Annotated in this window: 21 protein-coding genes; 7 read left to right on the top strand and 14 right to left on the bottom strand. The window is 65.2% G+C overall.

The annotated features are described in order from the left end of the window. Positions 1 to 926: 926 nt before the first annotated feature. Together rpmG and ACIPUD_RS26670 are read right to left on the bottom strand one after the other, a co-directional pair. Positions 927 to 1,094, bottom strand: coding sequence for a 50S ribosomal protein L33 (rpmG, locus tag ACIPUD_RS26675; protein WP_007603295.1), 168 nt, complete (start codon positions 1,092 to 1,094; stop codon positions 927 to 929). Positions 1,095 to 1,218: 124 nt separating this feature from the next. After that, a complete protein-coding gene (locus ACIPUD_RS26670; protein WP_446481844.1) occupies positions 1,219 to 2,544 on the bottom strand; it encodes an LLM class flavin-dependent oxidoreductase in 1,326 nt (441 codons plus the stop codon). A gap of 215 nt (positions 2,545 to 2,759) precedes the next feature. On the opposite strand from ACIPUD_RS26670, the gene ACIPUD_RS26665 reads away from it, so the two are divergent. After that, positions 2,760 to 3,320 carry a hypothetical protein gene (locus tag ACIPUD_RS26665; protein WP_446481843.1) on the top strand — a complete coding sequence of 187 codons (561 nt, stop codon included), beginning with the start codon at positions 2,760 to 2,762 and terminating at the stop codon, positions 3,318 to 3,320. On the opposite strand, the gene ACIPUD_RS26660 is transcribed toward ACIPUD_RS26665, so the two are convergent. The 4 genes from ACIPUD_RS26660 to topA are packed head-to-tail and all read right to left on the bottom strand — an operon-like array spanning position 3,321 to position 9,644. Continuing rightward, complete coding sequence (locus tag ACIPUD_RS26660; RefSeq protein ID WP_247369729.1) at positions 3,321 to 4,070, bottom strand: NUDIX hydrolase; 750 nt, start codon at positions 4,068 to 4,070, stop codon at positions 3,321 to 3,323. Positions 4,071 to 4,103: 33 nt separating this feature from the next. Further along, entirely contained in the window at positions 4,104 to 4,544 is a 441-nt protein-coding gene (locus ACIPUD_RS26655) for a DUF983 domain-containing protein (protein WP_446481842.1), read from the bottom strand. After that, entirely contained in the window at positions 4,538 to 6,892 is a 2,355-nt protein-coding gene (gene rnr / locus ACIPUD_RS26650; protein WP_085351395.1) for a ribonuclease R, read from the bottom strand. Before rnr ends, ACIPUD_RS26655 begins: the two co-directional genes overlap by 7 nt. Before the next feature lie 7 nt (positions 6,893 to 6,899). Continuing rightward, positions 6,900 to 9,644 carry a type I DNA topoisomerase gene (gene topA, locus ACIPUD_RS26645; RefSeq protein WP_446481841.1) on the bottom strand — a complete coding sequence of 915 codons (2,745 nt, stop codon included), beginning with the start codon at positions 9,642 to 9,644 and terminating at the stop codon, positions 6,900 to 6,902. Positions 9,645 to 9,871: 227 nt separating this feature from the next. Here topA and ACIPUD_RS26640 point away from each other — a divergent pair, with 227 nt between their 5' ends. After that, positions 9,872 to 10,111 carry a hypothetical protein gene (locus ACIPUD_RS26640; RefSeq protein ID WP_085383375.1) on the top strand — a complete coding sequence of 80 codons (240 nt, stop codon included), beginning with the start codon at positions 9,872 to 9,874 and terminating at the stop codon, positions 10,109 to 10,111. A gap of 33 nt (positions 10,112 to 10,144) precedes the next feature. On the opposite strand, the gene ACIPUD_RS26635 is transcribed toward ACIPUD_RS26640, so the two are convergent. Then, positions 10,145 to 10,756 (bottom strand): flavodoxin family protein, encoded by a 612-nt coding sequence (locus ACIPUD_RS26635; RefSeq protein ID WP_446481840.1) that lies wholly within the window; start codon positions 10,754 to 10,756, stop codon positions 10,145 to 10,147. 146 nt (positions 10,757 to 10,902) lie between these two features. Next, positions 10,903 to 11,373, bottom strand: a complete 471-nt coding sequence (locus ACIPUD_RS26630; protein ID WP_446481839.1) for a winged helix-turn-helix transcriptional regulator — start codon at positions 11,371 to 11,373, stop codon at positions 10,903 to 10,905. Positions 11,374 to 11,494: 121 nt separating this feature from the next. On the opposite strand from ACIPUD_RS26630, the gene ACIPUD_RS26625 reads away from it, so the two are divergent. Then, complete coding sequence (locus ACIPUD_RS26625; protein WP_026233555.1) at positions 11,495 to 12,268, top strand: SDR family oxidoreductase; 774 nt, start codon at positions 11,495 to 11,497, stop codon at positions 12,266 to 12,268. Positions 12,269 to 12,447: 179 nt separating this feature from the next. After that, positions 12,448 to 12,630 (top strand): hypothetical protein, encoded by a 183-nt coding sequence (locus ACIPUD_RS26620; RefSeq protein ID WP_085357424.1) that lies wholly within the window; start codon positions 12,448 to 12,450, stop codon positions 12,628 to 12,630. A 72-nt stretch (positions 12,631 to 12,702) separates the two neighbouring features. Here ACIPUD_RS26620 and ACIPUD_RS26615 read toward each other — a convergent pair whose 3' ends face one another. After that, positions 12,703 to 13,311: an FMN-dependent NADH-azoreductase gene (locus ACIPUD_RS26615; protein WP_085383368.1), complete on the bottom strand. Its 609-nt coding sequence runs from the start codon at positions 13,309 to 13,311 to the stop codon at positions 12,703 to 12,705. Positions 13,312 to 13,394: 83 nt separating this feature from the next. Between ACIPUD_RS26615 and ACIPUD_RS26610 the strand changes: the two genes are divergently transcribed. After that, positions 13,395 to 13,805, top strand: a complete 411-nt coding sequence (locus ACIPUD_RS26610; protein ID WP_085357426.1) for a winged helix-turn-helix transcriptional regulator — start codon at positions 13,395 to 13,397, stop codon at positions 13,803 to 13,805. Here the strand turns inward: ACIPUD_RS26610 and dprA are convergent. Further along, a complete protein-coding gene (gene dprA / locus ACIPUD_RS26605; RefSeq protein ID WP_446481838.1) occupies positions 13,802 to 14,944 on the bottom strand; it encodes a DNA-processing protein DprA in 1,143 nt (380 codons plus the stop codon). The genes ACIPUD_RS26610 and dprA overlap by 4 nt on opposite strands. Positions 14,945 to 15,029: 85 nt before the next feature. Between dprA and ACIPUD_RS26600 the strand changes: the two genes are divergently transcribed. Then, a complete protein-coding gene (locus ACIPUD_RS26600) occupies positions 15,030 to 16,274 on the top strand; it encodes an amidase (protein ID WP_446481837.1) in 1,245 nt (414 codons plus the stop codon). Here the strand turns inward: ACIPUD_RS26600 and ACIPUD_RS26595 are convergent. From ACIPUD_RS26595 to ACIPUD_RS26580, 4 genes are all read right to left on the bottom strand, one after another. Then, positions 16,266 to 17,471: a patatin-like phospholipase family protein gene (locus ACIPUD_RS26595; protein WP_162496458.1), complete on the bottom strand. Its 1,206-nt coding sequence runs from the start codon at positions 17,469 to 17,471 to the stop codon at positions 16,266 to 16,268. The two genes, ACIPUD_RS26600 and ACIPUD_RS26595, sit on opposite strands and share 9 nt — an antisense overlap. Positions 17,472 to 17,616: 145 nt before the next feature. Next, on the bottom strand, positions 17,617 to 18,213 hold the full coding sequence (gene plsY, locus ACIPUD_RS26590; RefSeq protein ID WP_085357430.1) for a glycerol-3-phosphate 1-O-acyltransferase PlsY: 597 nt from the start codon (positions 18,211 to 18,213) through the stop codon (positions 17,617 to 17,619). A gap of 32 nt (positions 18,214 to 18,245) precedes the next feature. Further along, positions 18,246 to 19,553: a dihydroorotase gene (locus tag ACIPUD_RS26585; RefSeq protein WP_018458321.1), complete on the bottom strand. Its 1,308-nt coding sequence runs from the start codon at positions 19,551 to 19,553 to the stop codon at positions 18,246 to 18,248. After that, complete coding sequence (locus ACIPUD_RS26580; protein WP_007603315.1) at positions 19,553 to 20,500, bottom strand: aspartate carbamoyltransferase catalytic subunit; 948 nt, start codon at positions 20,498 to 20,500, stop codon at positions 19,553 to 19,555. The genes ACIPUD_RS26585 and ACIPUD_RS26580 overlap by 1 nt, the downstream gene beginning before the upstream one ends. 177 nt (positions 20,501 to 20,677) lie before the next feature. Between ACIPUD_RS26580 and ACIPUD_RS26575 the strand changes: the two genes are divergently transcribed. Beyond that, complete coding sequence (locus tag ACIPUD_RS26575) at positions 20,678 to 21,442, top strand: M15 family metallopeptidase (RefSeq protein WP_425304751.1); 765 nt, start codon at positions 20,678 to 20,680, stop codon at positions 21,440 to 21,442. Positions 21,443 to 21,458 lie beyond the last annotated feature (16 nt).

Genomic DNA, 21,458 nt, shown 5'->3' with positions numbered 1-21,458 from the left:
CCCGGGACACGCGAGCGCCCAAGACGGGCCAGAAAAGGCTCATTCAAGCTCCGTGACGTCCGCGAACTTACGACAGGAGAGCTAAGTTCAACTGCGCCAGAAAGCCGGCGGACGCGATGGACTAACGCGTGCGTCCTGACCGCTTGAGATCGGCGACCTTAAACCTGTTGCCGGCGGCCAGACTGCTGCACAACCAGTGAGCCTTGTTTCGGTTGTCGCCCAGGAACGTCCTGGTTTCGACGCAGTCCATGTAGGATTTGTGGGTGATGGTGTCTCGGCAGGTCGGCGAGAAAGGTCCGTAGTCTATGTTGCCGCCCGACACGCTGCATCCAACCCAGGGATCTTTGCCGCTTGGGAAGCTTGATGCACAGCCACCGTTGCAGCTGCTGGCGACTTTCTCCAGGCTGGCAATCCTCCCCATCACAGAACCCGGCGCATACGAAGGCGTTCGCGCGACTGACGTTTGAGCTGTTGAGGCAGTCCGACGCGGCGCAATTGTGTTTGCTCCTCGCTCCGACACGTGCGGCCTTGCCACCTGTTTCGGCGCGTCGACCGTGACGGGAGGAATCGTGGCGGCGGAGCCGGTTGGGATTTGCGACGCTGCCGGCGCGCACAGCAAGACGGTCGACAAGACAGCGATGGTTGAAGGCACGACAAGGCTTGATGAGAATCTCATGACCATGTCCTTCCAAATCCGGACGGAAATTTCCGCCCGGCAAGTGCACGGTAACATACATTCGGGAGCGAGCAACCGAGGGTTGAAAAAAATCTGGCCATGACTCGCTGTGCCGAGCTCAGCCCTGGTGCCCAGCTCGCAGCGTAGCGTCACGTCCACGGGGCGCTGCTGCGTATCCGGACACGAGAGAGGGGCCAAAATAAAACGGGGCCCGAAAGGGCCCCGCAAAAGTCTTCTACGTTCCGCGATTTTACTTGATCTTGGCTTCGCGGAATTCGACGTGCTTGCGCGCCACGGGGTCGTACTTCTTCTTGACCAGCTTGTCGGTCATGGTGCGCGAATTCTTCTTGGCGACGTAGTAGAAGCCAGTGTCGGCCGAGGACACGAGCTTGACCTTGATGGTGACCGCTTTGGCCATGTTCAGAACCTCAGGAATGAAGGGAATCTGGAGCCGGCCAAATGGCCCGCGTTGGCCGGCAACCTAGCCAGAAACCGCCTGATGTCAAGATTTTAGGGCTCGAAAAGCACTCAAATCGGGCCGATCACGTCTCGAAGAACCGGTTTTTGGGCCGCGGCAGGCCCAGATTCTCCCTCAAAGTGGGCCCTTCGTACTCTTTGCGGAAAATCCCGCGGCGCTGCAGCTCCGGGACCACCTTGTCGACGAAATCGTCGAGGCCGGCGGGCAGGAACGGGAACATGATGTTGAAGCCATCGGAGCCGCGCCCGACCAGCCACTCCTCCATCTGGTCGGCGATGGTTTTCGCCGTGCCGACGAAGGATAGCCCGCCATAGCCGCCGACGCGTTGGGCAAGCTGGCGCACCGTGAGCTTGTCGCGGGAGGCGAGGTCGACCATGCGCTGGCGACCGCTCTTGCTGGCATTGGTCTCCGGGATTTCCGGCAATTGCCCATCCGGATCGAAGCCGGAGGCATCCGTGCCGAGGATGACCGAGAGCGAGGCGATGGCGCTGTCGTAATGCACGCGGCTGTCGAGCAGCGCGCGCTTCTCCCTGGCCTCGTCGACGCTGTCGCCGACCACGACGAAGGCGCCGGGCAGGATCTTGAGGTGTTCAGGATCGCGGCCGACCTTCTCCATGCGGCCCTTGATGTCGGCATAGAGTTTCTGGCTGTCGGCAAGGCTGCCGCCGCCGGTGAAGACGGCTTCCGCGGTCTCGGCGGCAAGCTGCCTGCCGTCCTCGGAGGCGCCGGCCTGCACGATCACCGGCCAGCCCTGGACCGGGCGGGCGATGTTGAGGGGACCGCGCACCTTCAGATATTTGCCGTGATGGTCGAGCACATGCATCTTGGCGGGATCGACGAACACGCCGCTTTCGACGTCGCGCACGAAGGCGTCGTCGGCAAAGGAATCCCACAGGCCGGTGACGACGTCGTAGAACTCGCGGGCGCGTTTGTAGCGCTCGGCGTGCTCCATGTGGTCGTCGAGGCCGAAATTCAGCGCCGCATCCGGGTTCGAGGTGGTGACGATGTTCCAGCCCGCCCGCCCGCCGCTGAGATGGTCGAGCGAGGCGAAGCGCCGTGCGACGTGATAGGGCTCGTCGAACGTGGTCGAGCCCGTCGCGATCAAGCCGATCCGCTCGGTGACGGCCGAGAGCGCCGACAACAGCGTGAAGGGTTCGAACGAGGTGACCGTGTGGCTGCGCTTGAGCGCATTGACCGGCATGTTCAGCACGGCGAGGTGATCGGCCATGAAGAAGGCGTCGAACTTGCCGGCCTCGAGCTTCTGGATCAGCGTCTTGATGTGGCCGAAGTTGAAATTGGCGTCGGGCCAAGCCCCCGGATAGCGCCAGGCGCCGGTGTGGATGCTGATCGGGCGCATGAACGCGCCAAGCTTGAGTTGCCGTTGTGCCATCGCCCGGTGTCCGTTTTTGGTGTCGTTCCGGAAGACATAGGCATGCCGCGGAACTCCGCCATCGGGGAAGGCGGGAAGATTATTTTGTTTTTCGATGCGCTCTCAGCACATTCGCGTCATTCCGGGCCGCGCCCGGAATGACGGAGGAGTCCCATCGAACCGATCCACGGCTCACTCCGACCAAGCCATGACTTTCGCTCCCGAGGAGACCTTCGATGGCAGGTGCAACGACCGTGGACGGGCGCATCGTCCGCATCGACCGGCCCATGCCCTGGGTCGGGCGGCTGCTGTCATTGCCGCTGCTGGCGGCGAGCTTCTATCTGCTGTGGAATGTCGCGCTGGGCCTGCGGCAGGATTTCTCCGGTTTTGGCCGGCTCGCCGATGATCTCATGCCGGTGCTGGTGTTCACGGGACTCGGGCTGCTCGTCGGCATCCCCGGAATCATCCTGCTCACCTTCCGCACCTTCGTCGTACTGAACGAGACGCTGCGCCAGATCGTCATCACCAGGCAGTTCGGCCCGCTGAATTTTCGCAACCATCGCGATCTCGGCGATTATCATTTCATCAGCATTACCGACGAGGACGATCCGGAGCTGACGACATACGATGTCAATCTCTGCGGCAACAAAGGGACCGAGCCGATCACGCTGATGAGCTTCACCAAGCGCGAGGAAGCCAGTCGGTTCGCCAGCGAGCTCGGGCGAGTGCTGAACGTTCCCGCGCGCGACTATGTCGGCACCGAGCCTGACGCGCACGATGCGGACGTCACAAACTGATCAGCTCAAAATATCCTTCTGCATCTTGCCGCCGTAGAAATGGAAGAACGGCACCGGTGCATCATGGCGGAGCGGGCCGGTGGCAAGGCGCGCGTCGAGCTCGTTGAGCACGTTGCGCGTCATCGGATGCAGATCGGCGAGCGGCTTCGAGCCGAGCTCGACCCAGACCAATTCGACAAGCTCGGCATCGGCATGGATCACGCCATCGACGCGATGGGTGATCGCGGAGGCGTCCGCCGTGAAGAAGCGCGTGTCGAACCGCTTGACGCGGCCGGGCGGGGTGATCGCGCGCGCGATCAGGAACAGGCTGGAGGGATCCGGCAACAGGCCCGCATCCGCGAACGGCTTCCAGGCGCCTTCGAGTTTTGCCTTGCCCTCGGCCTTGCGTCCCAAGCAGAGACCGGTCTCCTCGCAGGCTTCGCGGATCGCGGCGATGGCCAGCGATTTTGCGCGCGAGGCCGGCGTCTTCGGGCTGCCCTTGGCGAGATTGGCTTCCAGTTCGGCGGTGATCGGCGCCGCGCATGGTACGCGATAATCGTCCTTGTCGACGCGGCCGCCCGGGAAAACGAATTTTCCGGGCATGAACACCACCTTGTCGTGGCGCTTGCCGACCAGGACTTTTGGAATGGCTCCGCTGCGGTCGACCAGGATCAGTGTCGCGGCATCCCTAGGGCGGAAATAGGGATGATGATCGGCTTCCTTGCCCTCGTGGATCTTTGCCTTGTCGGCTGCCTGCGACGTATCCGTCATGTCCTCACCCAAACCACTTCTTGTTTATTTTGCTTACACCGGCGGAATACCATCCGTCGGGTTCTCGTCAAACCCGTGCATGCGCAGAGCCCATTGCAATCCGACCACGGCTCCCTTCACCGGCTGCAGCAGTGCCAGCGAGGCGACGAAGGTGAAGGGCAGATAGGCCGCGAAGCTGATCCAGACCGGCGTGGTGTAATTTGTTTCGATCCAGAGGATGCTGGGCACCACGATATGGCCGACGATGACAATGACGAGATAGGCAGGCAGATCGTCGGCCCGATGCGGCGTGACATCGAGGCCGCAGACGGAGCAGTTATCCGCGGTCTTCAGGAAGGCGCGGAACAGCTTTCCCTCGGCGCAGCGCGGGCAGCGGCCGCGAAAGCCGCGCCTCATCGCAGCAAGGACGTCGCGCTTCTCGACGAGGCCGGTCTCGCGGGTCCAGATCTTCGGCGCCGTGCTCGTCGTCACCATGCCTTGCCCTTCTGGCCCTTGCCCTTGCTTTTTCCCTTGGCCGTTTTCCCCTTGCCGGGCTTCTTCGGCTTGTCCGGCTTGCGCTTCTTGTCGGGACTGCGCCCGGGGTGCGCCTTGAACGAGGGGCGGCGTTGCGGACCGGAGGACCTGCGGCCCCGCGGTGCGGTCTCGCCGGACGAGGACAGCAGCTCGAAGCGCAACGCGCCTGCGATCGGAGCCGCCTCGATCAGGCGGACGTCGACGACATCACCGAGCTGATGCATGGTGCCGCTGCGGGTGCCGACCAGGGCGTGGCGGCCCTCGTCATAGTTGAAATATTCCGTGCCGAGGGATCGGATCGGGATCAGGCCGTCGGCGCCGGTCTCGGCGAGCTTGACGAACAGGCCGGCGCGCGTGACGCCGGAGACGCGGCCCTGGAAGCTCGAACCGATGCGGTCGGCGAGGTGATGGGCGATCAGGCGATCGACGGTCTCGCGCTCCGCCTTCATCGCGCGCCGCTCGGTCACTGAGATATGAGCTGCGACCTCGCTCAACGTTTCCGGCGTCTCGGTGTCGGGCAGCGCGCCTTCGCCGAGGCCGAGCGCGCGAACCAGCGCACGGTGCACGACAAGGTCGGCGTAGCGGCGGATCGGCGAGGTGAAATGCGCATAGCGGCGCAAATTCAGGCCGAAATGACCGTAATTCTCCGAGGAGTATTCGGCCTGTGCCTGGGCGCGCAGCACGACCTCGCTGACCAGCGGAAAGTGGTCGTGGCCTTCGAGCTGCGCCAGCACGCGGTTGAACAGAGCGGGGCGCAGCGCGCCGCCTTTCGCGAACGGAACGTCCAGCGTCGCCAGGAATTCCGCGAGCGCGTGGACCTTTTCCAGGGTCGGCTCGTCATGCACCCGGTAGATCAGCGGCAGCGACTTCTTCTCGAGCATCTCGGCTGCCGCGACATTGGCGAGGATCATGAACTCCTCGATCAGCTTGTGCGCGTCGAGCCTGTCGGGCACGACGACGCGGTCGACCGTGCCGTCGGGCTTGAGCAGGATCTTGCGCTCGGGCAGATCGAGATTGAGCGGATCGCGCTCGTCGCGCGCGCGCTTGACGCAGGCATAGGCGGCATAAAGCGGCCTCAGGATCGGATCGAGCAGGGGGCCGGTGGTGTCGTCCGGCCTTCCGTCGATCGCGGCCTGCGCCTGCGCATAGTTCAGCTTGGCCGCGGAGCGCATCAGGATGCGGTGGAAGCTGTGCGACCGTTTCCGCCCGTCCGGCGCGATGATCATCCGCACCGCGAGCGCGCCGCGCGGCTCGCCCGGCACCAGCGAGCACAGATCGTTGGAGATGCGCTCGGGCAGCATCGGCACGACGCGGTCGGGGAAATAGACCGAGTTGCCGCGATCGAGCGCGTCGCGGTCGAGCGCGGTGCCCGGCCGCACGTAGAAGCTCACATCGGCGATGGCGACATCGACGATGAAGCCGCCCTTGTTGTTGGGATCGGGATCCGGCTGCGCGTGTACCGCGTCGTCGTGATCCTTGGCATCCGGCGGATCGATGGTGACCAGCGGCACATCGCGCCAGTCCTCGCGCCCCTTCAAATTGGCCGGCTCCGCCGCTTCGGCTTCGCGCTCTGCCGCGGGACGGAATTGTAGCGGGATGTCGTGCGCGTAGATCGCGATCAGGCTGATCGCCTTCTCCGACTTGACCGAGCCGAGCTTCTCCTTGACGCGGCCTGACGCCAGCCCAAAGCCGCGCGAGCGGATGATGTCGACGCTGACGAGATCGCCGTCCTGCGCGCCGTGCGTCTCGGTCGGGGCGATGTTCAGCTCGCGGTCGGCGGACTTCTTGTCGACCGGGATGATCCGTCCGCCGCCTTCGGGCAGGCTGCGGAAGACGCCGAGGATGCGGCTCTTGGTCTTGTCGAAAACCTTGATGATGTGGCCGCGATAGGCCGGGCCTTCGGTCTCGTCGGATCGCTCGACCCGCAGCAGCGCGCGATCGCCAACGCCGGCCGCGGTGCCGGGCTTCGGCCGGCGCGGCATCGTGATGAGGATCTTTGGCGGCTCGCCGCTTTCGACCTCGTCCCATTCAGTGGGGGAGGCGACCAGCTCGCCGTCGGCGTCGCGGCCGGTAATGTCGGCGACCAGCGTCGGCGGGAGGCTGTCCGGCTCTGAAATCGTATGGCGCTTTTTCTTGACGAGCCCGTCGTCGGCGAGCTCGCGCAGCATGCGCTTGAGCTCGATGCGGTCGGCGTTCTTCAGGCCGAACTCGCGTGCAATTTCGCGGGTTCCGACCTTTCCGGGATTTGCCTTGATGAAGGCGACAATGGCTGCCCTGTCGGGAAAGCCACGGTCATTCTTGCGTTTCACTTAGCCTCTATTTGGTGCCGGCACTTTTCTTGGCCGGAGCTTTGGCGCCAGCTGCCTTGGTCGGTGACGTTTTGGCCGTCGACGACACGGCTGCGCGCGCCTTGCTGGTGGATTCGGATTTGGGTTTGGCCGCCTTCTTCGCGGCCGGCTTTTTGGTTTTTGGTGCGGCGTCATCGCCGTCGGCGGCCTTCGCCGCAGCCTTCTTGGCCTTGGCCGGCTTCGCCGCCTTCTTCGGCTTCTTGCCGCCGCCCTTGGCCGCACGCTCGTCGATCAGCGCGATTGCCTGCGGCAGCGTGATGGCGTCTTTCTCGATGTCGCTCGGGATCGTGGCATTGACGCCACCCGCGGTGACATAGGCACCGTAGCGGCCGCCCTTTACCGTGACGGTGCCGAGGGTGGGATGATCGCCGATCGCCCTGCCGGGATCAGCGCCGAAGCGGCGGCTCGGGCCCTTGGCGATCTTCTCCGCGATCAGCGTCACCGCGCGGTTGATGCCGATGTCGAACACCTCATCGCCGGCCTCGAGGCTGGCATAAGTCTTCTCGTGCTTCACGAACGGCCCGAAGCGGCCGAGACCCGCGGTGATCGGCTCACCGGTTTCCGGATGCTTGCCGATCTCGCGCGGCAGCGACAGCAGCTTGAGCGCAAGCTCGAGCTCGACATCTCCAGGGGACATCCCCTTCGGAATGCCTGCGCGCTTCGGCTTCTCGCCCTCCGCATAATCCTTCTGCTCGCCGAGCTGGATGTAGGGGCCGAACCGCCCGGCCTTGACCCAGACATCGCGGCCCGTATCCGGGTCCTGGCCGAGCGAACGATCGGCCGTTGCCTCGCCGTCGGCGGCGAGCTGACGGGTGTAGCGGCATTCCGGATAGTTCGAGCAACCGACGAAGGCGCCGAACTTGCCGGCCTTGAGATTGAGCCGTCCGTTGCCGCAGCTCGGGCATTGCCTGATGTCGCCGCCATCGGTGCGGGCCGGATAGATGTGCTGTCCGAGCATGTCGTCGAGCACGTCGAGCACCTGGGCGACGCGCAGATCCTTGATCTCGTCGACCGCGCCGATGAAACCGGTCCAGAAATCCTTGAGCACCTGCTGCCAGGAGATCTCGTTGTTGGAGATGCGGTCGAGCTGCTCTTCCAGATTGGCGGTGAAGTCGTATTCGACGTAGCGGGCAAAGAAGCTTTCGAGGAACGCGACTACGACGCGGCCCTTGTCCTCGCCGTGCAGGCGCTTCTTCTCGAGCTTGACGTAGCCGCGGTCCTTCAGCACCTGAAGGATCGAGGCATAGGTCGAGGGCCGGCCGATGCCGAGCTCTTCCATGCGCTTGACCAGCGAGGCCTCGGAGAAGCGCGGCGGCGGCTCGGTGAAGTGCTGGGTGACGGCGAGCGACTGCCGCTTCAGCGCATCGTTGGGGCTCATCGCGGGCAGGCGGCGGGAGTCCTCGTCCTCCTCGTCGTCGCGGCCTTCCTGGTAAAGTGCGAGGAAGCCGTCGAACTTGACGACCTGGCCGGTGGCGCGCAGGTCCAGCGTGCGGCCGCCGACCTTCGCCGTGATGTCGACCGTGGTGCGTTCCAGCTCGGCCGATTCCATCTGGCTCGCGATGGTGCGCTTCCAGATCAGTTCATAGAGTCTCGCCTGATCGGACTCGAGCTTGCGGCTCATGCTGTCGGGACGGCGCGACATGTCGGTCGGCCGGATCGCTTCGTGGGCTTCCTGGGCGTTCTTGGCCTTGGCCTGGTACTGACGCGGCGCGTCCGGCACATAGGCGTTGCCGTAATCCTCGCCGATCACCTTGCGTGCCTGGGTGATCGCGGACGGGTCGATCTGCACGCCGTCGGTACGCATATAAGTAATGAGTCCCGTGGTCTCGCCGCCGATGTCGATGCCTTCATAGAGCCGTTGCGCGATGCGCATGGTGTGCGCCGGCGCAAAGCCGTATTTGCGGCTGGCTTCCTGCTGCAGCGTCGAGGTGGTGAAGGGGGCCTGCGGATTGCGCCGGGCCGGCTTGGCATCGACCGTGGTCACCGCGTAGGCGGCTGCTTCCAGCGCCTTCTTGAAGTCTTCGGCTTCCGCGCCGGTGCCGATGTCGAGGCGCTGGATCTTCTTGCCGTCGGCGCCGACGAGACGTGCCTCGAAGGCGTCGCCGCGCGGCGTCAGCAGGGTCGCGATCAGCGACCAGTATTCGCGCGCAACGAACTTTTCGATCTCGAGCTCGCGGTCGCAGACCAGCCGCAGCGCCACCGACTGCACGCGGCCCGCCGAGCGGGCGCCCGGCAGCTTGCGCCACAGCACGGGGGAGAGGGTGAAGCCGACCAGATAGTCCAGCGCGCGGCGCGCCATATAGGCGTCGACCAGCGCACCGTCGATCTGGCGCGGATTCTTCATCGCGTCCGTCACCGCCTGCTTGGTGATGGCGTTGAACACCACGCGCTCGATCTTGTGGTCCTTGATCGCGCGCTTCTCTTTCAGGACCTCCAGCACGTGCCAGGAGATGGCCTCGCCCTCGCGATCAGGGTCGGTGGCGAGAATCAGGCGATTGGCGTTCTTGAGGGACTTGGCAATGTCGTTGAGCCGGCCGGCCGCCTTGGGGTCGACCTCCCAGATCATCTTGAAATTGGCGTCCGGATCGACGGAGCCGTTCTTTGCCGGCAAGTCGCGGACATGGCCAAACGAGGCCAGAACCTCGTAGGACGAGCCCAAATACTTGTTGATCGTCTTGGCTTTCGCCGGCGACTCCACAATGACGATATTCATGTAGTTCCAGTAACTTATGGGGAAATTTGGGGCCGAATTCGATGAGATTCGGGTCGGCCCTTTCGTCCCGAACATGGGTGGTGAGGCCGTCGCTGTCAAATCGAGGGCTGTTGAGAGCCCTCCCGATGGGAAAAGTTTCATATCGAGAAAGTTGCAAAATACCACCTTTGAGTTGCGGTCCATGTCGGCGTAATGTTGCCGCGGGGCATGGATTCGGGTAGGGGCTGGTGACTAAGCCAGGAAAGAAACGGGCGGGCGCCGCATCGCGCGCGGCGGCAGGCTCGCGTCACGAGGAACCGGGAGAGGGCGGCGTCGAGGAGGCGGTCGCCTTCATCGCCGAGCAGGTCGGGGCCCTGCGCAAGCTTGCCGAGCGGCACAGGCTCGACGTGCTGCATTATCTTCTGGGCATGACCAAGCTGGAGGCCGACGAGCACCTGCGGCTGCGGAGCAAGCGCAGGCTGTCGTGAAGGGGGCGATGTGCTGCTCCAACGACGGTACGGTTAGCCGTTGCGGCTTGCCATTTTGGCCAATCCCAGGCCGAGATATGCGGCCGTGCCGAGGTCGCTCTCCGGCAACGAGCCGTCAATCAAGTGTGTTGCCAGGCCAAGCTGGCTACCCAAACGATTGCGGCCGCTCGGATCCTCGCCACCGGGAATATCCAGTCCGCACCAGAGCATGCCGTGCTGCGCGGCCAGAATGGAAAAGTAGGATAGTGTGTGGAGTTGATCGCCGCTTGCGCAGGCGCCCGTGGTGAACCCGGCTGCGATCGTGTTGGCCCAGCGCTGCTGGCTCCATCGATCACTTGAAGCATCGGCAAACGCTTTGAATTGAGCGGCTGGTCCGCCCATATAGGTCGGGCTGCCAAACGCAACTGCGTCGGCGCCATCGATCGTCTCCAGTAAGCTCTCATTCTGAAAACGGCCTGACACGATGTCGCCGCCGGTGATGCGACACAGCGTGACCTGCGCTCTGCCATCTGCTCCGCGCGCAACCGCATGCGCCGGCTTCTCGGTGGTGCCCGAGATGGAAAAATAGGCGATGGCGAGCAGGGGCATGGTGGTGCCAGCTTGGTGGGACCTCGCCATCTTTGACGCTGTCGATGTCTTGTACAAGTCCGCCATCCCGTCATTGCGAGTTGGGACGCTCGGGTACATGCCGACCCGCCTTCGATGAAAGTGGGTCAACCTGCGGAGCAATCGCGGGCTGTCGTAGCCGCGAAGACCGAGCGGAATCGGTCGCCAGGAGAGACAGCGCGCCGCTATCCCGCCGACCGCCGCCGCGGCGCCGGCCGCGGCTTCAGCGTCGTGTCCGCGGGGGCGAGCAGTCGCCCATCCTCCGCGCGCAGTTCGAGCTTCTTCACCGGTCGGCCTTTCTCGCGATCGACCAGGATGGTCGCGATCTCCGACGGGCGATCGTCGAATTCCTCGCTCCATTGGCGCAGCGCTACCAACACCGGAAAGACGCCGCGGCCCTTCGGCGTCAGCACATATTCCTCGTAAGGGCTGCTGTCGGAGGCGGGGGCCATCGTCAGGATGCCGTGATCGACCAGCGCGCGCAGCCGCGTCGACAAGATGTTCTTGGCCATGCCGAGCTTGCTCTGAAATTCGCCGAAGCGGCGCAGGCCGAACAGCGCTTCGCGGATGATCAGCAGCGACCACCAGTCGCCGATCGCCTCCAGCGATCGCGCGATCGGGCAGGCGTCCCCCTCGAAGCTCGTCCGTTTCACCATGATCTGGTCCTTTCGCGATCGCACGGTCCTGTCACCGTTCACGCGGTCCTGTGGTTGCATCTTAAAACCAGATGGCCTAGATGGCAATCATAGTTTTATGATGAAACCACTGGAGGCGAACGTGAGACTGAAGAACAAGACGGCCCTGATCACCGGCGGCAATAGCGGCATTGGACTGGCAACGGCAAAGCTGTTCGTGGCCGAGGGCGCCAAGGTGGTGATCACCGGGCGCAACAAGGAGACGCTCGAGGCGGCCGCGAAGGAGCTCGGGCCGAACGCGCTCGCGCTCGCCGCCGACGCCACCGACATTGCCGCGACCGAAGCTGCGATCAAGAAGGGCGCCGAAAAGTTCGGCAAGTTCGACATCCTGTTCGCCAATGCCGGCATCGCCGGCGGTACGCCGCTGGGGTCGGCCACGCTGGAGGTCTTCGAGAAGGTCATCAGCACCAATCTGACCGGCGTGTTCTTCACCGTTCAGTCCGCGCTGCCTTATCTCAACGACAATGCTTCCATCGTCCTCAACGGCTCGGTGATCTCCGTGCTCGGCATTCCCGGCTATTCGGCCTATGGCGCCGCCAAGGCCGGCGTGCGGGCGATGGCGCGGATCATGGCCTCGGAGCTCTCGCCGCGCGGCATTCGCGTCAACGTGGTCGCGCCCGGCGCGATCCGCACGCCGATCTGGGGACCTGCGACCGCGACGCCCGAAGCCGAGAAGGCGTTCGAGAAGCGGATCGCGCTGACGACGCCGCTGGGGCGCATTGGTGAAACAGATCACGTCGCCAAGACGGTGCTGTTCCTCGCCTCCGACGATTCCGCGCATGTGCAGGGCCAGGAAATCTTCGTCGACGGCGGCGCGGCTGCCTCTCCGAGCGGCGCGCCGATCTATCGCGGCTGATCAATCTTGGTGCAAATTGAATCGGTCGGCGCAGCGGCGAGCGGTTGCGCCGGCCGGTTCCCACGTCTCGCGCGTTGTACTTTTCTGAAACCTTTGCGTGAGGCGTTGAACCTTCGCTTGGTCTGCCAAGACCCTTTTACGGGCAGGGGTCACGAAGACTCATTTCAAGGGAGCCCGAAATGCCAAAGGCAGCTCGTATTATTTCCCCTATTTCAGCACCGCGTATTTACACCGAAAACACCGCCGTTCCCGCCAAGCGTTCCGACACCTCCGAGTTCATCGGGGTGGCTCTTTTTGCCGGCATCGGCCTGTTCGTTTCGCTCGTCGCCGTCATCCTCGGCATTCAGGGCGCCTGGTTTTAGCTTCGTCGACCGTGCACCGTTCGATCAGCCGCCGCAGGCGATGTTGCGGCGGCTGATGATGTGCGCGTTGCCTCAGGCCGCGTGAAGGGTGGTCGCCGCCTCAAGCGCGCTTGCGAGCGACTTCTCGCGATGCTCGGGCCCGACCTGGATTCCATCGGCGCTGATGAATTCGGGGTGATGGATGCCCATGAAACCGAACACCCCACGTAGATAGCTTTCGAGGTGCTCCAGCGACGCGGCAGGCGAGCCCGCGCCGTAATAGCCCCCGCGCGAGATCGCGAAGATCACGCGCTTGCCGCCGGCAAGGCCCTGCGGGCCGTTCGCGCCGTAGCTGAACGTCTTCCCCGCCACCAGAATACGGTCGATCCACGCCTTGAGCTGGCTGGGAATGGTGAAATTGTACATGGGCGCGCCGATCACGACGATGTCGGCGGCAAGGAATTCGTCCAGCGCGGCCTTGCTGGCGGCGAGATCGGGGCCGAGCTCCGCCGGCGCAGGCGCGCCTTGCGCGGCTGCGAGGTGCGAGCCGGAGAGATGGGCGAGCGGGCTCTGCGTCAGGTCGCGATAGACGATGTCGAGCGATGGCGTCGCCTGCCGCAGACGTTCGACAATGGCGGCGGAGACCTGCCGGGAAACGGAGTGGGGGCCGAGCACGCTGGAGTCGAGATGGAGGAGTTTCATTCGGGATCACCCTGGTATAAGTTTGTAACCAGAGCTACATGAGTGACTATCGAAATCCCCGCAAGAACGCACCTTTTTGAGCCATGGGCACATCCTTGAAACCTGCGCACATCGATTTGCCTGCCACGCCGATGCCGGATCGCGACCACGCGGACTGCCGTGGTGTCGCCTCGATCCTCGCGCGCGTCGGTGACAAATGGAGCGTGTTCGTCATCATGATGCTGAGTGACGGGCCGAAACGCTTCAACGAGCTCAAGCGCATGATCAACGGCATTTCGCAGCGGATGCTGACCTTGACGCTGCGCGGGCTCGAGCGCGACGGCCTGGTCACGCGCACGATCTTCCCGACCATTCCGCCGCGTGTGGACTACGAGCTGACCGAACTCGGCCGCGGACTGCAACAGCCGGTGAAGGCACTCGGCGAATGGGCGATCACGCATCAGCAGCAGATCGCCTCGGCGCGCACGCGCTTCGACGAGCGGAACACTCCTTAAAGCAGCGAGACCAAGCCACCGCCGTGGCGTTCGAGCCGGCCGGCGAGTTCGAGCTCGAGCAGCACGGTGCGCACGATGGCAGGCGAGGCGCCGGACATCCGCACGAGATCGTCAATCGTGACAGGGGCGGGGCCGAGCAGGCCGGTGATCTGATCGCGGTCGTGTCCTTGCGGGTCGCTTTCGAACGGCTCGCTGTCGGGCTCGCGCGCGGTGCGCATCAGCGGCCGCTCCATGATCGGTGCGACAGCGTTGACGACATCGGCGGCTTCGGTGACGAGCGTCGCGCCCTGCTTGATCAGATCGTTGGTGCCGGCGGCGCGCGGATCGAGCGGCGAGCCCGGCACCGCGAACACTTCGCGACCCTGTTCGGCGGCCATGCGCGCGGTGATCAGCGATCCCGAGCGATGCGCCGCCTCCACCACGACGACGCCGAGCGCGGCGCCCGAGATCAGCCGGTTGCGGCGCGGGAAGTCGCGGGCGCGCGGCTCGTGGCCGAGCGGCATCTCGGAGATCGCGGCACCCTTGCGGTCGAGGATCGAGGCCAGCAGATCGCCATGCTCCGGCGGATAGATGCAGTCATGGCCGCCGGCGAGCACCGCGATGGTGCCGCTCTCAACGCTGGCGCGGTGTGCGGCCTGATCGACGCCGCGGGCGAGGCCGGAGATGACGACAAAGCCGGCTTCGCCAAGCTCGCGGGCGAGCTGACCGGCGAATTTCAAACCTGCACCGGAGGCGTTGCGCGAGCCGACGATCGCGATCATCGGCCGCATCTGCGTTGCATTGTCGCCGCGCACGGCGAGCAGCGGCGGCGCATCGTCGAGCGTTGCCAGCCGCGCCGGATAACCGTCCTCGCCGGGCGCGAGCCAGGCAATTCCGAACTTGCGGCTCGCGGCGAGCTCGGCTTTCGCCTCGTCGGCGCTGCAGATGCGCGCCGATCGCTGCGCGCCGCCGCGGCGTGCGAGATCCGGCAGCCGCTCCAGCGCCGCGCACGCCGAGCCGAAATGCTCGACCAGCGACCGGAACGTGCGCGGCCCGACATTGTCGGACCGGATCAGCCGCAGGCGGTCGATCCTGTCGGCTTCGGTCAGCTCTACGCTTCGGTTGATGGCGTCCACGGCGGCTCCTTGCAGGCACAGCATGGAACAACCTGAGGGCGTGGGCAAGCGTGAGCTTGCGCGGCTTCGTCGCGATGCTAAAAGCGGTCCCAATAAGAAGGGTATTGCCATGATCTCACTCGCCGACCTCCAGCGCCGCATCGAAGCGGGCGAGCTTTCGCCCGAGGCCGCCATCGCGCAATCGCATGCAGCCATCGAGGCGCGGGAGAAGGAGGTCCACGCCTTCGTCCGTTACGACAGCTCGGCGAAGGCGCAAGGCACCGGGCCGCTGCGCGGCATCGCGGTCGGGATCAAGGACATCATCGACACCGCCGATTTTCCGACCGAGATGGGATCGTCGATCTATCGCGGCTGGCAGCCGCGCGCGGACGCGCCTGTCGTGATGATGCTGAAGCGGGCGGGCGCCACCATCATCGGCAAGACCACGACCACGGCGTTCGCCTCGCGCGATCCGACCCCGACGCTCAATCCGCACAATCTCGGGCATACGCCGGGCGGCTCGTCCTCGGGCTCGGCCGCGGCCGTCGGTGCCGGCATGATCTCGCTGGCGCTGGGTACCCAGACCGGCGGCTCGGTGATCCGGCCCGCCGCCTATTGCGGCACCGCCGCGATCAAGCCGTCGTTCCGCATGCTGCCGACGGTCGGCGTCAAATGCTATTCGTGGGCGCTCGACACCGTCGGTCTGTTCGGCGCCCGCGCGGAAGATCTCGCGCGCGGACTGCTCGCGATGACCGGCCGCACCGAATTCGCCGGCATCGTCCCGGCGAAGGCGCCGCGCATCGGCGTTATCAGGCAGGAGTTCGCCGGTGCGGTGGAGCCGGCCGCCGAGGAGGGGCTGCAAGCCGCGATCAAGGCGGCGACGCGGGCCGGCGCCAGCGTGCAGACCATCGATCTGCCGGAAGCGGTGCAGGAGGCCTGGCGCATCCATCCGATCATTCAGGACTTCGAGGCGCATCGCGCGCTCGCCTGGGAATTTTCCGAACGACACGACGAGATCGCGCCGATGCTGCGCGCCAGTCTCGATGCGACGGTCGGTCTCACACCCAAGGACTACGACGACGCACGCCGGATCAGCCGCCGCGGGCGCCGCGAGCTCGGCGAATTGTTCGAGGGGTTCGACGTGCTCCTGACCTATTCGGCGCCGGGCACGCCGCCGGCTAAGGAGCTCGCGAGCACCGGCGACCCCCGCTACAACAGGCTCTGGACGCTGATGGGTAACCCTTGCGTCAACGTGCCGGTGCTCAAGGTCAATGGCCTGCCGATCGGCGTGCAGGTGATCGCGCGCTTCGGCAACGACGCGCATGCGCTGGCGACGGCGTGGTTCCTGGAGCAGGCGCTGGCGAAATCAGGCTAGCGCAGGTTCGAGAGCGACGATGCGCTGGCCGGATGCGGCCGGCGCTGCGCAGTGATCTGGACCTTGCTTGAGCCAGCGCCCGGCGGCTTCGCGGCCGCTGCGGTGCAGCGCGCGAATGAAGCCGCGGCCGAGATCGGTGGACGAGCGCTGCGCCAGGCCGTCGACGAAATCTTCTGCGGCGATCCTGGACAGCCGCAACGCCGATGCGGCCTGCGATTGCGCCCATTCCATCGCCGCGATCTCGGCATTGAGGGCGGCGTTGGCCGCGATCTGATCCAGCCTGCGGTCGATCGCGGCGAGTGTGATCGGCACGTAGCTGTCGCGCGCCGGCGTGACCTGGACCAGCAGGATTTCGGCGCTCGTCGTGTCCTGCACGAGCCGCAGCAGGGGCGGATTGCCGCCGAGGCCGCCATCCCAATAAGCCTCGCCGTCGATCTCGACCGCGCAATGAACCAGCGGTGGACAGGTCGAGGCCAGCGCGACGTCGGCGGTGATCACGTCGTTGCGGAAGATCTGCTGCTGCCCGTCACGGATCCGGGTGGCTGCGATCAGAAGCTTCGGGCAGCGCGGGTCGCGCAAGGCGGAAAAATTGATGTCGCGGGACAGTGCCTGCCGCAGCGGATCGAGATCGAACGGATCGAACTGGCCGGAGCGCAGCGTCGGACCGAACGCGACCGAGCTTCCCGCCGGCGAGAAGCCGCCGATCAGCATCAGCGATCGGAACGAGGCTTCGTGCATCAGCCGGATCCAGAACCGATTCAGCCGCGCGCGGGCGCCTTCACGGCCGCCCTCGGCGAAGCCGGAAGCGAGCAGCAGCGCGTTGATGGCGCCGGCGCTGGCGCCGCTGATGGTGTCGATCGCGATGGATGGCTCTTCCAGCAGCCGCTCCAGCACGCCCCAGGTGAACGCAGCGAAGGTGCCGCCGCCCTGGAGGGCCAGCGACAATTTTCGCGGCGGCCATTGCCGCGGCGTTCGATCGTGTGTGACGGTCGCTGCGACAGCCACGATTTCGATCGGTGTCCGCGCTTCCACGATCGGATCGGGCTCGCGCTGTGGGACGGAAGCAGGCGCTGGAGCGACAAGCGGCGAGGGCGCACTAGACCAGATGTCCGTCGTCGAGAGCAGCCGGCTTGCCGCGGTGCAGGCAGCACCTCGCAAATCGCCATCGTCTTGCGCGCTGAGAATCTTCTCGCTCATTCTGAGCAACCGCGTAGAGCTATGCCCATGATCAGGGCCAAGCCAGGAACCCGTTCGTCCATACAGCCGTGATTCGGCTGCAAGTTGCGAACACCGTTTGAGATATAATGCAGAAGGGGTGCCGCGGTATCCGTGGATTCCCGGCTTATGCCTTCTCGCCGATCCGGCTTTCCTTGCCCGATTGCAGCCGCTTGATGTTCTCGCGATGGGCGTAGAACAAGAGCAGCGTCAGCACCGCGGCCATCGCCGCAAGTGCGAGATGGCCGAACCACCACAGGAACAGCGGCGTGATGAAGGACGCCACCAGCGCCGAGAGCGAGGAAAAGCGGGTGGTGAAGGCGGTCGCGAGCCATAAAAGGCAAAACACCAGCGCGGCCGGCCAGAACAGCCCGAGCAGAATGCCGATATAGACCGCGACGCCCTTGCCGCCGCGGAACTTGAGCCAGACCGGGAAGAGATGACCGAGGAAAGCGCCGAGTCCGGCCAGCATCGCGGCGTTGGGACCGGCGATGTAGCCGGCGATCACCACCGCCACGGTGCCCTTGAGCGCGTCGAGCAGCAGGGTCGCCGCGGCCAGACTCTTCCGTCCGGTGCGCAGCACATTGGTGGCGCCGATACTGCCCGAGCCGATCGAGCGAATATCCTGCGTGCCGGCGAGCCTGGTCAGGATCAGTCCGAACGGAATCGAGCCGAGCAGGTAGCCGATGACGAAAGCGACCGGCAGAAACAATTCAAGCGCCATGTCTGCAAATTCCCTGGCTGCAGCTCCGCACGTCAGACATGCTCGTACACTGTCCGCCCGCCGACAATGGTGCGCACCACGCGGCCTGTAAAGCGGGCCTCGTCGAACGGGGTGTTCTTGCAGGGCGATTTGAGGTCGGCGGGATCGACCACCCAGGGCACATCGGGGTCGATCACGATGACGTCGGCGGGGCTGCCCGTGCGCAGGGTTCCGCCAGGCAATCCCAAAATCTCGGCCGGCCGGGTCGACATCGCCCGGATCAGCGTCTTGAGGTCCAATTCGTCATTGTGCACGAGGCGCAGGCCAGCCGGGAGCATGGTCTCCAGCCCGATGGCGCCGGGGGCTGCTTCTGCGAAAGGCAGGCGCTTGACCTCGACGTCCTGCGGGTTGTGGTCGGACATGATGACGTCGACGAGGCCGGAGGCGACGGCGGCGACCAGCGCGCGGCGGTCGTCCTCGGTGCGCAGCGGCGGCGACAGCTTCAGGAACGAACGGTAAGGGCCGATGTCGTTCTCGTTCAGCGCAAGGTGGTTGATCGAGGCTGAGGCCGTCACGGCGAGGCCGGCGTCGCGGGCGCGCTTGAGCACGTCGAGCGACTCGATGCAGGTCAGCGACGCCGCGTGATAGCGGCCGCCGGTGAGCGCGACCAGGCGCATGTCGCGCTCCAGCATCACGGCCTCCGCCGCGTTCGGGATGCCCATCAGGCCCAGCCGCGAGGCGAACTCGCCCTCGTTCATCACGCCTTCGCCGACGAGATCGCGATCCTCGGTGTAGTGCACGATCAGCGCGTCGAAATCGCGCGCGTAGGTCAACGCGCGGCGCATCACCTGCGCATTGCTCACGCTCTTGTCGCAGTCGCTGAAGGCGATCGCGCCGGCCGCCTTGAGGAGGCCGAACTCGGTCATCTCCTCGCCGTGCATTCCCTTGGTCAGCGCCGCCATCGGCTGGATGTTGACGATCGCGGTGTCACGGGCGCGACGCATCACGAAGTCGACGGTCGCCGAGTTGTCGATCACCGGCAGGGTATCGGGCTGGCAAATGATGGTGGTGATGCCGCCGGTCGCAGCCGCCTGGCTCGCGGACGCAAAGGTCTCGCGATGGCTGAAGCCGGGCTCGCCGACGAAGGCGCGCATGTCGATCAGGCCGGGTGCGACGATCTTGCCGGCGCAGTTGACGACGTCGGTGCCCTCGGGGACGCCGGCAGCGCCAATGCCGCGGCGGGTCTCCCGGATGATGCCGTCGGCAATCAGGACATCGCCGGGGCCATCGAAATCCCTGCTGGGGTCGACGACGCGGGCATTGGCAAGCAGGATGGGTCGGCGGTCGGTCAACATGAGCATCACGCGTTCGGCAGGTTGCGGGCGAGCGCTTCCAGCACCGCCATGCGCACGGCCACGCCCATCTCCACCTGTTCGCGAATCAGGGACTGCGCGCCGTCCGCGACCGCGGTGTCGATCTCGACGCCGCGGTTCATGGGGCCGGGATGCATGACGAGGGCGTCTGGCTTGGCGTAGGCGAGCTTCTTCTGGTCCAGCCCGAAATAGTGGAAATACTCGGAAGTCGACGGCACGAAGGAGCCGTTCATGCGCTCGCGCTGGAGCCGCAACATCATGACGATGTCGGCGCCGTTGAGTCCCTCGCGCATGTCGCGCGCGACCTCGACGCCCATCCGCTCGATGCCGGGCGGCAGCAGCGTGGAGGGGCCGACGACGCGGACGCGGGCGCCCATCGCGTTGAGCAGGATGATGTTGGAGCGGGCCACGCGCGAATGCAGCACGTCGCCGCAGATCGCGACGACTAGGCCCTCAAGCCGGCCCTTGTTGCGGCGGATGGTCAGCGCGTCGAGCAGGGCTTGTGTCGGATGCTCATGCGCGCCGTCGCCGGCATTGATCACGGAACCGTCGACCTTGCGGGCCAGCAGTTCCACCGCGCCGGAGGCGTGATGGCGCACCACCAGGATATCCGGATGCATGGCGTTGAGCGTCATGGCGGTGTCGACCAGCGTCTCGCCCTTTTTGATGGACGAGGAGGACACCGACATGTTCATGACATCGGCGCCCAGCCGTTTGCCGGCGAGCTCGAACGAGGATTGGGTCCGGGTGGAAGCCTCGAAGAAGAGGTTCACCTGCGTCCGTCCACGCAGGACGGTGCGCTTCTTGTCAACCTGGCGGTTGAGCTCGACATATTCTTCGGACAGGTCGAGGAGGCCGGTAATGTCGGCCGCGGAAAGGCCCTCGATGCCCAGCAAATGCCGGTGGCCGAGGACGAAGGTCGATTTCGATGTCATTAAAGCGAGAGCTATAGGCGGGGATGGCGGGGGGGGCAAGGGCCAAAGCCCGGGCGGGGAGTTATCCCCCGGTAGTGCTCCTTCCTCCGTCATGCCCGGGCTTGTCCCGGGCATCCACGTTCTTGCACGCTCGGCGCAAAAAGGGCGTGGATGGCCGGGACAAGCCCGGCCATGACGATGCGGAGGGATATTGTGAGATCACTTGTAATTGCGGCCATAGCCATAACCATAGTGTCGTCAGCCCACGCCCAATCGCTTCCCGGCGGTTTCGTCTATTTGCACGATATCGACCCCAGCATCATCCAGGACATCCGCTATGCCACCTCGAACAATTTCGTCGGCCGTCCGCTCGCCGGCTACGGCGCGGGCGAATGCGTGGTGAAGCGGGAGGTTGGGCTGCGGCTGAAGGCGGTCCAGCAGGAACTGGCGGCGCAAAATCTCTCGCTGAAAATGTTCGACTGCTACCGGCCGGCGCGGGCCTCGCTCGACATGGTCAGGTGGTCGCAGAACGGCCACGAGACGGCCGCCGAGCGGCGCTACAATCCCAAAATTCCCAAGACCGAGCTGTTCCGCCTCGGCTACATCGCAAGCCGCTCGCAGCATTCGACGGGCGCGGCGCTCGATCTCACGCTGGTCGATCTCAAGGCGGACAATTCAGGCAAATACGACCCGTCAAAGTCCTACGCTGATTGCACGGCGCCGGTCGAGGCGCGATTGCCGGAGGGCAGCGTCGACATGGGCACGGGCTATGACTGCACCGACGTGAAAGGGCACACCGCCGCATCGACGATCAGTCCGGATCAGCGCGCCTGGCGCAAGCGGCTGGTGGCTGCGATGGCGAGGCAAGGCTTTGTGAACTATGCGAAGGAGTGGTGGCACTTTTCGCTGCCGGGAGCGGGCGGTGCGCCGTATGATTTCCCGATCCAGCCGCGGCGGAACTGATTCCGCGCCGAGGACA

The organism is Bradyrhizobium sp. CAR08, assembly GCF_052871955.1.
The sequence above is the reverse complement of the archived record's forward strand: the minus strand, read 5'-3'. Positions and strand labels throughout refer to the sequence as shown.

Excerpts from the sequence above, each read along its gene's own strand:
- rpmG (WP_007603295.1), bottom strand. The coding sequence starts at position 1,094 with ATGGCCAAAGCGGTCACCATCAAGGTCAAGCTCGTGTCCTCGGCCGAC.
- ACIPUD_RS26670 (WP_446481844.1), bottom strand. The coding sequence starts at position 2,544 with ATGGCACAACGGCAACTCAAGCTTGGCGCGTTCATGCGCCCGATCAGC.
- ACIPUD_RS26665 (WP_446481843.1), top strand. The coding sequence starts at position 2,760 with ATGGCAGGTGCAACGACCGTGGACGGGCGCATCGTCCGCATCGACCGG.
- ACIPUD_RS26660 (WP_247369729.1), bottom strand. The coding sequence starts at position 4,070 with ATGACGGATACGTCGCAGGCAGCCGACAAGGCAAAGATCCACGAGGGC.
- ACIPUD_RS26655 (WP_446481842.1), bottom strand. The coding sequence starts at position 4,544 with ATGGTGACGACGAGCACGGCGCCGAAGATCTGGACCCGCGAGACCGGC.
- topA (WP_446481841.1), bottom strand. The coding sequence starts at position 9,644 with ATGAATATCGTCATTGTGGAGTCGCCGGCGAAAGCCAAGACGATCAAC.
- ACIPUD_RS26630 (WP_446481839.1), bottom strand. The coding sequence starts at position 11,373 with ATGGTGAAACGGACGAGCTTCGAGGGGGACGCCTGCCCGATCGCGCGA.
- ACIPUD_RS26620 (WP_085357424.1), top strand. The coding sequence starts at position 12,448 with ATGCCAAAGGCAGCTCGTATTATTTCCCCTATTTCAGCACCGCGTATT.
- ACIPUD_RS26615 (WP_085383368.1), bottom strand. The coding sequence starts at position 13,311 with ATGAAACTCCTCCATCTCGACTCCAGCGTGCTCGGCCCCCACTCCGTT.
- ACIPUD_RS26610 (WP_085357426.1), top strand. The coding sequence starts at position 13,395 with ATGGGCACATCCTTGAAACCTGCGCACATCGATTTGCCTGCCACGCCG.
- dprA (WP_446481838.1), bottom strand. The coding sequence starts at position 14,944 with ATGCTGTGCCTGCAAGGAGCCGCCGTGGACGCCATCAACCGAAGCGTA.
- ACIPUD_RS26600 (WP_446481837.1), top strand. The coding sequence starts at position 15,030 with ATGATCTCACTCGCCGACCTCCAGCGCCGCATCGAAGCGGGCGAGCTT.
- ACIPUD_RS26595 (WP_162496458.1), bottom strand. The coding sequence starts at position 17,471 with ATGAGCGAGAAGATTCTCAGCGCGCAAGACGATGGCGATTTGCGAGGT.
- plsY (WP_085357430.1), bottom strand. The coding sequence starts at position 18,213 with ATGGCGCTTGAATTGTTTCTGCCGGTCGCTTTCGTCATCGGCTACCTG.
- ACIPUD_RS26585 (WP_018458321.1), bottom strand. The coding sequence starts at position 19,553 with ATGCTCATGTTGACCGACCGCCGACCCATCCTGCTTGCCAATGCCCGC.
- ACIPUD_RS26580 (WP_007603315.1), bottom strand. The coding sequence starts at position 20,500 with ATGACATCGAAATCGACCTTCGTCCTCGGCCACCGGCATTTGCTGGGC.
- ACIPUD_RS26575 (WP_425304751.1), top strand. The coding sequence starts at position 20,678 with ATGCGGAGGGATATTGTGAGATCACTTGTAATTGCGGCCATAGCCATA.